Raw genomic sequence first — 13,597 nt, 5'->3', positions numbered from 1 at the left:
TAATTATAAGGGGGCGTAATCTCGAAAGGATGGATTACATGAGTAGCAAAACAGCAACGATGATTGTTGAAAAGGATTTTAAGGTAGCGGATATTGATGATCGGATTTACGGTTCATTTGTGGAACATCTTGGTCGTGCTGTATACGGTGGGATTTATGAACCAAGTCATCCGAATGCTACTGAAAATGGTTTCCGGAAAGATGTAATTGAGCTTGTTCGAGAATTAAATGTCCCGCTCATTCGTTATCCAGGAGGAAACTTTGTTTCGGGATATAACTGGGAAGATGGTGTGGGACCTAAGGAGGGGCGTCCCTGTCGACTTGACCTTGCTTGGCGTGCAGTTGAGACCAATGAATTGGGTACGAATGAATTTATGGATTGGGCTAAACTTGTGAATGCCAAAGTAAATATGGCAGTCAATCTTGGAACTCGAGGTGTTGATGCCGCCAGAAATCTCGTCGAATACTGTAATCATCCATCAGGTACGTATTACAGCGATTTACGTGTGTCTCATGGTTACAAAGAACCTCATAAAATTAAAACATGGTGTTTAGGAAATGAGATGGACGGGCCATGGCAAATTGGTCAGAAAACCGCTGTTGAATATGGTCGAATTGCTAATGAGGCAGCTAAGGTGATGAAGTTGGTCGATCCGACGATTGAACTGGTTGCCTGTGGAAGTTCATATCGTGATATGCCGACGTTTGCAGAGTGGGAAGCGACAGTATTAGATCATACTTATGAGAATGTCGAGTTTATTTCGCTACACCAATATTATGGAAACCCCGATAATGATCTTGCAAACTATTTAGCAAGATCATTAGAAATGGATGACTTTATAAAATCAGTTATTTCGATTGCAGATTATATAAAATCGAAGAAACGTAGTAAGAAAACTATAAATTTGGCTTTTGATGAATGGAATGTTTGGTATCATACACTTGATACTGATAAAAATATTGAGCCATGGGGTATTGCACCTCAGCAACTGGAGGATATCTACAATTTTGAAGATGCACTACTTGTCGGTTCAATGTTGATTACATTGTTAAGAAATGCTGATCGTGTAAAAATTGCTTGTCTTGCCCAATTAGTCAATGTGATTGCTCCAATCATGACAGAAAAAAATGGAGCAGCGTGGAAGCAAACGATATTCTATCCTTTTATGCATGCATCAGCATACGGGAGAGGCGCAGTGTTAAATCCAATTGTATCAAGTCCAAAATATGATAGCAAAGATTTTACTGATGTACCGGTGCTTGATACAACAGCCGTATATAATGAGGAAAAAGAAGAATTGACGATTTTCGCAGTTAACCGTGATCTTGAAGATAAATTATTACTAACATGTGATATTCGAAACTTTGATGGTTATAGGGTAGTTGAGCATATTGTACTAGAAAATAATGATATGAAAAAAGTTAATACTGTTCATGTACAAGAGGTGGTACCTAATCAGAATGGAGATGCGGTGAATAAAGAAGGTCTTGTGACAGCAACATTACCAAGGCTATCATGGAATGTTATTCGTTTAAAGAAATAATTTATGTGTAGCTTCCACTAGAGTTGTGTGAAGTGAAAAAAATTATAGGGTCCCCAATTCTTCAAAATTTAATGATTACAAAAGAAAAAGTCCTTTATAATGGTTTGTACAGGAAGTACCTGTCAAAATCCAATTACAGAAGAAATGAAAAGGTTAGTACTGTTTTATACGAATGAAGTCCACCAGGAGATTAATTGGGTTATCAAGTAGCAATTTATCATAAAGATACCAAAGGGGAAAATCCTCTTCGGTATCTTTTTACATTCTATCATTAATGACCAAAGGAATTAGTGTGGTAAAATTATTATAGAAACAATAATCCAGATAAATTGAACAGTTGAATATCTAAATTAACTGAGCGAAGGTGCCTTAACGGGTTTAGCCGAAGCTTTAAGGCTGACGGGAAAATCTGGCTTGTGGTGGGAGGCGTCCCTTAGCGCTGCGGCGGATTCAGTGATATTCTTTAATCAATTACAAGAGTTCTTTTTAAAGAAAGAGGTATTTCAATGATCAATCAACTGCGTAAAATCTATCCTTCCCTCATTGTGTATACCGAAGGTCAGGATTATGTAAATCTTACATATAAGTGGTTTGTTATGAATGATGACATTATTGGCATTCATGAAGATGAGCTGACTGCAAAAGATGCATCCTTATTAGCCACTTTTATAGTCCCTTACAACATCAATTTCCCAATACCTACGGATGAAGAACAAAAGTGGAGTGCGGTCATCCATGCGACTAATGCAAGTGCTAGCGCTAGCCTGAAATGGCTAAACCCTTATCGTTTTGTTTACTTTTCAATAAAGAAAAATGAAGTTGATCCGATTGTCTTTAAAAGTGCGGTACAGGAACTTTTTACTAAACCGGTCCCTATTTTATGGGCTAATGGCTATGAAGGCATTATTATTGAGGAACAAGTAACAACTGAGGAAAGTACTTCCTATGAACAAATCATAGATTTATTAATGAGTGATTTATATGTCAAAATCAACTTCTTTGTGGGCCCTTATCGACAAGGGGAAGAGGGGATTGCACAACATTATCAATCTTTATTCAATGCTGCTAAAAGCGTATTTGTCTATTCGAATAAGGCAGTTGTTACCTATATAGATGCTGTCCCTTATTTACTGCTCCATCAAACAGATCAAAACTTCCGGTCCGATATGAGTCAAACCATTTTACAAGTATATAGGGATGACGAAGAAACGCTAAAAATGATTGAAACGTTTGTACATTGTAATTTGAATCTATCGGAAACGGCAAAAGCCTTACATATGCATCGCAACAGTTTACAATATCGATTGGATCGTTTTTTGGAGAAGACGGGCATAGATATTCGCCAATTTCACCAAGCAATGACCGTATATTTGGCCTTATTAGCGAGAAAGTAACCTTAAAACATATCCATTTACTTGTATAAATCGCAAGTAAGCAAAGACTTGAAACTAGCTTGTTAACTGAATCATTTCCGGTTCGCTTTCGGCTAACTATTCAAGACATAATTACCAAGGAGGAATGGAGGTTCATTCCTCCTTTAGGAGCAAGCGTGGCTAGAAACGCCTTCGTCATTTCTAGCCACATCTTTTTCGGTCATCTTGCTATGAATAGTTGTCTGTCGCAAACCTACAATGTTTAAGTGATAAATGTAACTGCTTGGAAAGAAAAGAATAAATGTCTTTCTTTAAAGAGTGTAAGTGCCCGAAGATGCAATTTCGGGCACGCTTGCACTTTGTACAAGGTGTTTCTACTTTACTTTTAGCAAGCTTTATAGAAAGCGACACTTCCTAAAATAAAAATGGAAAAGACCATGGGCAAGGCTTCGGCCGCCAAAATTTCATCTTTGGCGGCCCTCTCCAGTTAAGAAGCCCTCTATTTGCTCGTCCCCAAAAGCATTAGTACTTCATGTATCTGCGTTTTTGGAGAGCGACGGATGAACGACTACCATATGATTACCGAACAGAATGTATAGGGATGCGGCGAAGTCGCATCCCTATACATGAAAATAGTACGGTTATTGTATAGAAGTCGTTCAATCTAAAGCGAATCCAAAGTGATTGAACATAGAGTAGATCTAGTATTTTATTAGGTTGTTTTTTTTGTTAATCAACAGACGTAACCCTATATGTAAATATGCACGAAGATGATACAAATCTTTGTGCATATTCACCATTACTCAAATAGTTAAACTATTGTATGCTGTTAATAGTTAATGAAAGCACTTACATATTGAGGGGGAAAGAAAATGGCAGATTTACAATTAAAGAATATACGAAAAGTTTATGACAAAGATGTTGTCTCTGTAAAAGATTTCAGTTTGGAAATTAGGGATAAAGAATTTCTAGTATTGGTAGGTCCATCGGGTTGTGGGAAATCAACGACACTTCGAATGATTGCTGGTTTGGAGGAAATAACAGATGGAGATCTTTTCATCGGCGGCAAACGCGTAAACGATGTACCACCAAAAGATCGTGATATCGCGATGGTGTTCCAAAACTATGCACTTTACCCGCATATGAACGTTTACGATAATATGGCATTTGGTCTAAAGCTTCGTAAATTGAAAAAAGATGAAATTAAAAAACGCGTAGACAATGCGGCTAAAATTTTAGGATTAGAAGATATGTTAACACGTAAACCGAAAGCGTTATCAGGTGGACAACGTCAGCGTGTAGCTTTAGGACGTGCGATTGTTCGGGATGCTGAAGTATTCCTAATGGATGAGCCATTATCGAACTTGGATGCGAAATTACGTGTACAAATGCGTGCAGAGATTCAAAAATTGCACAAGCGTTTACAAACAACAACTGTCTATGTAACGCATGACCAAACGGAAGCGATGACAATGGCAACGCGCCTTGTAGTTATGAAAGATGGTATTATTCAACAAGTAGGGGCTCCTAAAGAAGTGTATGATGAGCCGAATAATGTGTTTGTTGGTGGGTTTATCGGTTCACCAGCTATGAACTTCTTAAATGGTAAGCTGGAAGGCGAACATTTTGTTATGGGAGAAGTAAAAGTTCAAGTCCCTGGTGGGAAATTGAAAGTGCTTCGTGAGCAAGGCTATGTTGGAAAAGAAGTTATTCTTGGGATTCGTCCAGAGGATATTCATGATGAGCCACTATTCATAGAATCTTCTCCTGAAACAAAATTCCGAGCATCCATAGAAGTTGCGGAATTGATGGGGGCAGAAATTATTCTTTATTCTAAAGTTGACGGGCAGGATTTTGTTGCGCGCGTCGATGCTCGTTTCAACGTTAAAGCTGGAGAATCAGTGGACTTAGCATTTAACTTAAGCAACGCACACTTCTTCGATTGCGATACAGAAGAACGTATTAAATAAGGGTTGGGTAAAACCGCTAGGGGAATGGACTTTCCTTTGGCGGTTTTATATGTGAAACGTTTGTATGATAGAATGTAAGACAATTGAATGGATGAAATAAGGGTGGAGATTGTGTGGAAGAATTAAAGCGACAGTTAACGAAAGAGCTACAACAGGATTTGAATGTGAAGATTTTGGACTCCTTATCATGGGGCTTGCCTGTCCATTCTATTGAGATTGCATTTCAAACGGTAAAGCGTACACAAATGGATATTTTAATGAAGATGATGTTGATGGCTTTCCAAACGGAAGCCATTGCTGATGCAGAAGAATTAAGTGACATATTGCTAGTTGAACAGTTGTTTATCAATGATTTGATTGACAAGATGTCAAGAACTGGTGTCCTAGCCAACAAGGGAAGTTCTTTTGCATTGACCGAGGCGGGGATTCAGCAACTGGAAAGCGGTATTTTTGTCCATGAACCGGAGGATGATTCTAAAAAAGCGCTGTATAGTCCGTGTCATGAAGCTTTTCTGACAGGAAATGTTGAGGAGCTTTCATCAGATGAAGAACAAGAAACATACCGTCATCATAAGGAATTTGTTGATTGGACGGTTAAGTCTCTCGCAAAAATAGATGCAATTACTGCGTTACAATCACTTGGGGTAGAGTCGAGCGAAGGAAATGTTCAAATTGTGATTTCTAAAATAGTATCGGCTACGAATGTTCAAACAGATGCAGTGCCTTGTCTTGAATTTCGACTGTACAATAAGAATGAGGACGTGCTGTATACAAGGGTTTGGAATACGCTGTTAGGGCATTGGGATAAAGTGCTCGAAGCACAGTTAAATGAACGAGAACGGATGGAATGGCGTGAGAAATATTTATCTGAATCCAGATAAAGCTTCCGGACGCAATCACGCCTCGGCGTGATTGATGAAAGTGAACAAGAGACTACTCGTTGTGAGAAGTCTCTTGTTTATTCATCCACCTGCTGGTCATAATATGCGTCAATTGGTACAAAAAGCCCAACTTTCCCGTATGTTTCATGCTCTAACGTAGCAAACACAACTCCGATTACTTGACCATCATGATTGAGGACAGGACTCCCGCTATTTCCACGGTAGACGGGTGCTTTCATCATTATGACGGGCTCATCCCAATCGCTTAATTGATGATAATCAATAATGGTTCCTTCATTAGCAATGCCCGTAAATTTTAAAGGATTACCAATGAAGTAAATAGGCTCGTCAGTTGAAAACGTCGTTTGGCTAGCTAGCTCCAAATAGGGCAAGTTTTCTCCGTCTATTTCCAATACAGCCAGATCGATGGAAGGGTATGTATGGACAACATCGGCGGTGAACACACCTTCCCCTGGGAAAGAAACCGTCACCTTCTTATTGCCTTCAACTACATGATTATTCGTTAAAAGGGTGCCGTCACTGGAGATGGAGAATCCCGTACCTTTGCTATCAGCTGTTGTAATGACGACTACGGATTTTTTATAGCTAGCAATATCATCTTGTGCCGATAATCTCGCGGAAGTTTTGACGAATTCAATCGCCGGAATTGAAAAGACCTCAAAAATTACTGCAAATGTATTGAAGGTCATCATCACTGCAATTAGCCAAAACAACCATTTAGGGAACGGCTGTTTCGGCTTGTGCTGCTCTTGCCCAACGTTAGCGAGTGCCTGTCGCTGTGCCTCCAACACGAGCTCTTGCAGCTCATCATCATCTATTTCTTCCTGTTCGTTGTCGTTCAAGGAAATCACACCCCACATGTCAATGAAATCGATTGTACGATTTTATTATACATGAGGATACCTTAACTTTTTTGAAAAAGATTTAGCGTGATATAATGAGAGAAAGATTTTACTGAAATGGAGGCCTTCGAGATGAGTAGATGTACAGTGGATCATTCACTTGAGGATGTAAAAAACAAGTTAAATGAACAGAGCACATTTTTGCCACAAGAATTATACAAACACTGCAAGCTATTTTTAGAAAAATCACTGGATCAAGTGACATTAAATGAAGTTTTTCATTTGTTGAAGAAGTATGATTTAGCTTCTGATGAAGTAAAGGAACAAAAAAATGTAGGTTTGCGAAAGCTTATTTGAAAATTGTATATAGAAAAGAAGGCGTTTGAATGGCAACAAGCACTGCAAAAAAAGCTCCCGTAAAGCAGCTGAATTTATTTCATCTGACATGGCCGATTTTTTTTGAAGTTTTTCTTTTTATGTTAATGGGTATCGCGGATACATTCATGTTAAGCGCTGTATCTGATGATGCTGTATCAGGCGTTGGAGCGGCAAATCAGTATGTACATATTGCAATTCTCATTCTTGAAGTTGTCGGCAACGGGGCTGCCATTGTTGTATCACAGTATCTAGGTTCGAAAAGATATCTCGAGGCCTCTAAAATTTCAGCATTAGCTGTGACGTTGAATTTAGTAGTTGGCGTTATGATGAGTCTAATTTTCATCGTCTTTTCTAGACATATGATGGTTGCTATGAATTTGCAGGGTGAGGTACTAGAGCACGCTTCGAAATATTTAGTCATTGTGGGCGGAGCAATTTTCTTACAGGCTATTATCAATTCATTGTCAGCTATTATTCGTGTGCATGGTTTTACCAAGCAGACAATGTACGTGTCGCTTGGTATGAATATTATTCACGTAGTCGGCAATTATGCATTAATTTTTGGGAAATTTGGTTTCCCAGAACTAGGTGTGCAAGGGGCTGCGATTTCGTCAGTTGTCAGCCGTTTCTTGGCGTTACTTGTGTTCTTCTGGTTGCTGTACCGGGTGATGGAGTATCGTGTGGAGTGGCGCTATTATATTACTTTGTCGAAAGAATACATTCGTAAAATATTACAAATTGGTATTCCATCTGCGTTTGAGCAAGTGATGTACCAAGGCTGTCAAATTGTCTTTTTGTATTATGTGACGTATTTAGGCACAGAATCTTTAGCAGCCAGGCAATACGCCGTGAATATTTCGATGTTTACGTACTTATTTGCCATTGCGATTGGCATGGGGACAGCGATTATCGTTGGACGGTTTGTGGGGGGGAATGAAAAAGACAACGCCTATACAAGTGTTTGGTCCAGTGTAAAATGGGCTCTTCTATTTACGGTCACAATGGTAACACTCGTCATTCTATTCCGCTATCCATTAATGGGGTTATTTACGAATAATGAGGACGTTATTAAAATAGGTGCATCCGTATTAGTGCTCAGTATTTTACTGGAAACGGGACGGACGATTAATATTATCGTTATTTCCTCATTACGTGCAGCTGGAGATGCGAAGTATCCAGTCATTATCGGAGCCTTTTCAATGGTTGCGATGAGTTTGCCGTTAGGTTATTTCTTAGTGTTCGAATTAAATATGGGACTCGTTGGCGTCTGGCTAGCTATTGCAGCCGATGAGTGGGCACGTGCGGTTATCATGTATTTCCGCTGGAAAAGCAGAAGATGGGAAAGATATGCCCTGGTGTCTCCAAATAAAAATCGAGGGTAATACTTTTGTACTGAAAGGATAATCAATTTAACCGATATTGTATATAAGGATGTAAATGCGACTTTATATGCGAGAGGGTGAAAATATGAAAATCAATGGAAGTCCAGCTTATGTGAAAATGGTTAAAGGGTTAATTGATCATCAGAAAAAGTCTTTTGAAGGTACGTTAAAGCCTAACAATAAGTTCTTTAAAGAGTCATCTGTTGAACTACCTCCTGAAATCCAACAAATGCGCAGATTATTGGAGGATAAGAAAAAAGCACTAGAAAAGTTAGATGTCGATCAAACTGCTAAGAAAATTGCGCGTGGTGAAATGATAACTGAAGATGAACGGGAAAAATTGCGTGCAACTGATCCTGAAAAGCTAAGAAAGGCAGAAGAGGCAAATGAAAAGCGTGCATCTGTTAGTAGGCGACTGGCAAATGCTAAAACTAAAACGGAAGTACAGTCGATTCTTGCCGGTGAAAAATCAATGGCGCTTATGATTTATGATAAAGGTGATCAGGTACTCGGTGAATTATATTTAGAGGCAGTTGGAAAAGCAGAAATCGATTATTACCAGGGAAAAAAATCTAATTCCGCTGCATTTCGAACTGATAATGTTACTAAACGAGCCTATTTATTTGATATGCGCTTGTAACAGATGAACAACTTAGATGCCCTTTCCATATGTATAGAAAGGAAAGGGGCGGGTAAGATGATTACATCAGCATCCATCGATATTGAAGGTCACTCATTTACAGCGGTAACAGTGTATTTACCAAAAACGACCTTGTTAACAGTATCTAATGACAACGGCTATATTATGTGTGGCGCATTAGATGTTGGGCTTCTCAACACGCAGTTACAGGATCGGAAAATAATTGCGGGGCGTGCAGTTGGCGTCAAGACGATTGAGCAATTGCTGCAAGCACCACTGGAGTCAGTTACACTGGAAGCAGAGCGACTTGGTATTCATGCAGGAATGACTGGGGAGAAGGCTTTGCTGAAAATGGCATAAACAATGAAGAAGATACTTTCCCGAAAAATTAGTATTTGGGAAGATATCTTCTTTATTTTGATAAATATCCATATATTCAGTATAATTAGTATTTAACGTCAGTAATTTATTGTTAATTAGGTTCACGGGAGGTTTCTTATGTTTTTCATCGAGGCAAAACGGATTATTGTTGTTATTTTTGGTTCATTATTAGTGGCTATCTCATTGAACTTTTTTTTGATCAATGCCAATGTGTACGCAAGTGGCTTTGCAGGTGCGGCACAGTTGACATCCAGCGTATTTATGGATTTTCTAAACATCAATGTCAGCACGGGAATTCTATTGCTGTTATTCAATATTCCAGTTTTTATATTGGGATGGTTTAAAGTAGGGAAAGGCTTCACCATTTATAGTATCGTTTCTGTTATTTTTGCTACATTGTTTATGGAAATCTTGCCCGTACTGTCTGTGTCGAATGATATTATTTTAAATGCAGTATTTGGTGGTGTGATTGCTGGAGTTGGTGTTGGAGTATCCTTGAAATTAGGTGCCTCAACTGGTGGGATGGATATTGTTGCGATGGTTTTATCGCGTTTACAGGATAAGCCGATTGGCACGTATTTTTTACTTCTAAATGGTGTGATTATCGTGTTAGCTGGCATTGTTTATGAGCCAGAAAATGCTTTATATACGATGCTTGCTTTATACGTAACGACAGCAGTCATCGATATGATCCACACCCGCCATGAAAAAGTAACAGCCATGATTGTGACAGGTAAAGTTGATGAATTGCAGCTGGCCATTCATCAAAAAATGGTACGTGGTATAACAATTCTTCCGGCAAAAGGTGCTTATTCAAAGGAAGATAAAAGTATGCTGTACCTTGTGATTACACGCTATGAGTTATATGATTTGGAGACAATTATAAAGGACGTTGATCCGAATGCTTTTACAAACATTGTTCAAACAGTAGGGATTTTTGGCTTCTTTCGTCGCGAAGGAGAAGTCGTCGTCAAGTAACAAACCCGAGTCACAATAAAGTATCATTCTCTCCGAATTTGCTCATCCTATCTACAAGGAGGTGTGATACGATGGCTCAAGAAATCCTTTGCGAAGTGAATAATTGTAAGTTTTGGAGTGCTGGGGACAAATGCAGTGCAAAATCTATTTATGTCGTCAGCCAAAAAGGTAAAAAGGCAACAAGTAGTGAAGAAACGGATTGTAAAACATTTGTACCGAGGGACTAAGGGTCACCATTCATGCCCCAACAATGCTCCTTCTACGAAAGCTAGTCGTAGAAGGAGTTTTTTGTTGAATTATTTTTTAATAAAGTAGAATGATGAATATTGTGACTGTTTAAGATGACTTAAAAATATGTCTAACCCCTTATGAATCATGTATAATCATAAAGAATGTACTAATTAAAGGACGTGTTTTTGTGGTAGGACGTAACGAGCCATGCCCGTGTGGCAGTGGCAAGAAGTATAAAAAATGCTGTGAATCGAAAGCGGCATTGTCAATAGAAGAAGTGAAGGTAGAAGAGTTGGAGCGTATTTTGCAAGTTTTCTATGAAGAGTATCCTGAAAGACGTGACGTAGGAGAGTACTTGCAAGTAGCGAACAAGTGGAAAGAGTCGCTACAGACCTATTTATTAGAAGAAATGATTGAAGCGATTGCAGTAGATGAATTCTTTTTCCATCATAGACCAGAGATTTGGACGGGCTATTTAGAAAAGCAACGTAAAAAAGCACTTCGTCCCTCAGTTGTAAATATTTTAGAAACTTGGAGCCATCCACGTGCTTTCATCGGAGAAGTCGTTGCAGTAGATGAGGTCTATCTAACTGTAAAAAGTATTTTCGAGGATGAAACTATCCAGTTAAGACGTGAAAGTGAGAAACCAGTCCCAGTAGGGGTGCATCTCTATTGCTTCATCTTGCCAGATGGAACGGCAAAGGAAAATCATTATTTAGCAATATCGAGTTTACTATTCTTCCCAACAGACCATCAACAAGTATTTAAACAGTTTGCGAAGCAGTTTGAAGTACAACAAAACCCCGTTTCAATATTTTTAAAAGAAAACGGTATTGCATTTTGGCAACTGCTTGGTGAAGATGGCTATGGTGGAGGAGAATTTACCAATTTTGAGGCAGGTGTCCTACTCGAAGTCATCGATTTTTTAGAGAAGAATGAGCGGAAGTCTGAAAAGTTAGTAGAAGTATTGGAAGATTATTTGGTGGAGCAACAGCCGAGTGCTCGTAAAGAAGTAGCGATTGCAGCTGGAGCGATTCGTTTTGGTCAGGAAAATGGATTATTTGAGCCGCTACCATTGACTATTAAAGAAATTGCAGAGTGGTTTGAAGTTTCTACCTCTACTTTGAATAAATACTATAATGATCTAAATGGGTATTACGCAAGCAAGGAATAAATAGAAAACATCTCACTTACTGGAGCAATTCAGTTGAGTGGGATTTTTATTATATCGAAAAGGAACTTCGAAATCCTTTTTTTATAAATGTATTTCAAGATTAATCCGATAATTGCTGATATAATAATATGAAAAACCTTTTGAAAGGATAAAAGGATATGAAACTACATTTTTATCAGCCAGAGTTTGATAAACATATCGAAACATATCTATTAACGGATGAACAGCTTCAGTTCACAGGCATACCGAAGGAATCAATTGAGTTTTCAAAGGCGGAAGATAATCACTACCCCATCTTAGTACTAGAAAACGACCAGCTAGTTACATTTTTTGCTTTACATACATGCGAGGGCGTAGAGCCTTACTCAGAGAATGCGAATGCAATACTAATCAGAACTTTTTCAACCGATTTTCATCACCAGCGTAAGGGGTATGCGCAGCAAGCATTATCGCTTGTGCCGGAATTTGTCACTGAACATTTTGCAGGGATTAATGAAATTATTCTAGCTGTCAATGTAAGAAATAAGCCAGCGCAAGCTTTGTATGCGAAATGTGGGTTTGTCGACAAAGGTGTTCGAGCGATGGGGCGAAGAGGAGAATTAATTGTATTGAGCTATTATTTGTAGGGTTCATATAGTGTTTTTAATTCATAGGAGGTAAATAAAATGATGTTAGAAATTATTGCAACGAGTGTAGCAGATGCGATTGCTGCGGAGCGAAGTGGTGCAGATCGGTTGGAGCTTTGCGCAGCCTTGTCTGAAGGCGGGCTAACGCCGAGTTTAGGTTTGGTGGAAGCTGTTGTGGAAGCGGTTAGTATTCCGGTCCATGTTATTGTTCGACCACATAGCAGAACTTTTCAATATGACGAAAGTGATTTAACTGTCATGCTCGCAGATATTAGGTATATTAAGCAGGCGGGAGCTGCGGGTATTGTAATTGGTGTATTGAATGAGGATAACGAAGTCAATACGAGAGCTTTATCACGTTTATTGACAGAGGCAGGGGGAATGAAAGTCACCTTCCATCGCGCATTTGACGATATCGCTAATCAGCTGGAGGCGTTAGAAGTTATTGCTAGTTTCCCGCAAATTCAACGGATTTTAACTTCTGGTGGGCAAGCGCCCGCGCCAGAAGCAGCTGAACAGTTGAAAAAATTGGTGGATAAGTCCCGTAATACTTCAGTTCGTATTTTGGCGGGTAATGGCATGAGCCCTGAAACGTTATCTACATTGGTGAGGGTAACAGGGTTGGAAGAGGTTCATTTTGGCTCGGCTGTTCGCGTGAATCGAAGCTTCATGTATCCGATTGATGAGGCGGTTATTGCTGGGGTGAAAAGTGAGCTTATGCAGTTGGGTGAATCGTAAGGAAAAGACACATAGGCGGTTTAACAATACCAGATCATAGCAAATTGCTGTTGATCTGGTATTTTTGTGTTGTAAAGGATGTGCGGTAAGAAATGTCCTCCACTATTGTCATGTTATTTTGATGCTGCATATTGTAATAAGTGTGGCAAAAATTCGAAGGGAATCCTCTTGTGTTCTTTTTTTCTTGTTATTTATTGACAAGGAAATAACAAGTTCAGTAAGATAATAAAGTTGATCCGTAACTGCTTTGAATGAAAAGCCTAATGATCACCGCGTGGAAGGGAGTGAACAATACGCGTTACACATAAATCGGAAAACAGTTAAAGCGCCAGTGCTGAAAAAATCGGAAGCTATCTATTTTCAGCAGACGAGGTGGAGGAGTATCGAATCTTCGGCGGAAGCCTCCCGATCGCAATTGCCCGGTTGTAATTTTTGCTA

The 13,597-nt window shown here is 39.1% G+C and carries 14 protein-coding genes; 13 read left to right on the top strand and 1 reads right to left on the bottom strand.

From position 1 onward, the window contains the following. Window positions 1–38: 38 nt before the first annotated feature. The 4 genes from arfA (at window position 39) to R2B77_RS09580 (ending at window position 5,768) form a co-directional block, all read left to right on the top strand. Entirely contained in the window at window positions 39–1,544 is a 1,506-nt protein-coding gene (arfA, locus tag R2B77_RS09595; RefSeq protein WP_203247645.1) for an arabinosylfuranosidase ArfA, read from the top strand. Window positions 1,545–2,050: 506 nt separating this feature from the next. Next, on the top strand, window positions 2,051–2,938 hold the full coding sequence (locus R2B77_RS09590) for a PucR family transcriptional regulator (RefSeq protein ID WP_203247646.1): 888 nt from the start codon (window positions 2,051–2,053) through the stop codon (window positions 2,936–2,938). Window positions 2,939–3,789: 851 nt separating this feature from the next. After that, window positions 3,790–4,887 (top strand): ABC transporter ATP-binding protein, encoded by a 1,098-nt coding sequence (locus R2B77_RS09585; RefSeq protein WP_203247647.1) that lies wholly within the window; start codon window positions 3,790–3,792, stop codon window positions 4,885–4,887. 113 nt (window positions 4,888–5,000) lie between these two features. After that, window positions 5,001–5,768, top strand: a complete 768-nt coding sequence (locus tag R2B77_RS09580; RefSeq protein ID WP_203247648.1) for a hypothetical protein — start codon at window positions 5,001–5,003, stop codon at window positions 5,766–5,768. A gap of 77 nt (window positions 5,769–5,845) precedes the next feature. Here R2B77_RS09580 and R2B77_RS09575 read toward each other — a convergent pair whose 3' ends face one another. Beyond that, a complete protein-coding gene (locus R2B77_RS09575; protein WP_322555685.1) occupies window positions 5,846–6,640 on the bottom strand; it encodes a S1C family serine protease in 795 nt (264 codons plus the stop codon). 123 nt (window positions 6,641–6,763) lie between these two features. Here R2B77_RS09575 and R2B77_RS09570 point away from each other — a divergent pair, with 123 nt between their 5' ends. The 9 genes from R2B77_RS09570 to R2B77_RS09530 all read left to right on the top strand — a co-directional run bounded on the left by R2B77_RS09570 (window position 6,764) and on the right by R2B77_RS09530 (window position 13,159). Then, on the top strand, window positions 6,764–6,988 hold the full coding sequence (locus R2B77_RS09570) for a hypothetical protein (RefSeq protein WP_203247650.1): 225 nt from the start codon (window positions 6,764–6,766) through the stop codon (window positions 6,986–6,988). A 29-nt stretch (window positions 6,989–7,017) separates the two neighbouring features. Next, window positions 7,018–8,391, top strand: a complete 1,374-nt coding sequence (locus R2B77_RS09565) for an MATE family efflux transporter (protein WP_203247651.1) — start codon at window positions 7,018–7,020, stop codon at window positions 8,389–8,391. An 85-nt stretch (window positions 8,392–8,476) separates the two neighbouring features. Further along, entirely contained in the window at window positions 8,477–9,031 is a 555-nt protein-coding gene (locus R2B77_RS09560) for a hypothetical protein (RefSeq protein WP_203247652.1), read from the top strand. A 57-nt stretch (window positions 9,032–9,088) separates the two neighbouring features. Next, window positions 9,089–9,391: a YunC family protein gene (locus tag R2B77_RS09555; protein ID WP_203247653.1), complete on the top strand. Its 303-nt coding sequence runs from the start codon at window positions 9,089–9,091 to the stop codon at window positions 9,389–9,391. A 138-nt stretch (window positions 9,392–9,529) separates the two neighbouring features. Further along, window positions 9,530–10,390: a YitT family protein gene (locus R2B77_RS09550; protein ID WP_203247654.1), complete on the top strand. Its 861-nt coding sequence runs from the start codon at window positions 9,530–9,532 to the stop codon at window positions 10,388–10,390. A gap of 71 nt (window positions 10,391–10,461) precedes the next feature. Further along, window positions 10,462–10,617 (top strand): DUF1540 domain-containing protein, encoded by a 156-nt coding sequence (locus tag R2B77_RS09545; protein WP_203247655.1) that lies wholly within the window; start codon window positions 10,462–10,464, stop codon window positions 10,615–10,617. 191 nt (window positions 10,618–10,808) lie between these two features. Then, window positions 10,809–11,795 carry a YecA family protein gene (locus R2B77_RS09540; protein ID WP_203247656.1) on the top strand — a complete coding sequence of 329 codons (987 nt, stop codon included), beginning with the start codon at window positions 10,809–10,811 and terminating at the stop codon, window positions 11,793–11,795. A 158-nt stretch (window positions 11,796–11,953) separates the two neighbouring features. Beyond that, complete coding sequence (locus tag R2B77_RS09535) at window positions 11,954–12,421, top strand: GNAT family N-acetyltransferase (protein ID WP_203247657.1); 468 nt, start codon at window positions 11,954–11,956, stop codon at window positions 12,419–12,421. Window positions 12,422–12,460: 39 nt separating this feature from the next. Further along, entirely contained in the window at window positions 12,461–13,159 is a 699-nt protein-coding gene (locus R2B77_RS09530) for a copper homeostasis protein CutC (protein WP_203247658.1), read from the top strand. Window positions 13,160–13,597: the final 438 nt, after the last annotated feature.

Origin of the sequence: Sporosarcina beigongshangi, assembly GCF_033485195.1 — a bacterium.
Classification (GTDB): domain Bacteria; phylum Bacillota; class Bacilli; order Bacillales_A; family Planococcaceae; genus Sporosarcina; species Sporosarcina beigongshangi.
The sequence above is the reverse complement of the archived record's forward strand: the minus strand, read 5'-3'. Positions and strand labels throughout refer to the sequence as shown.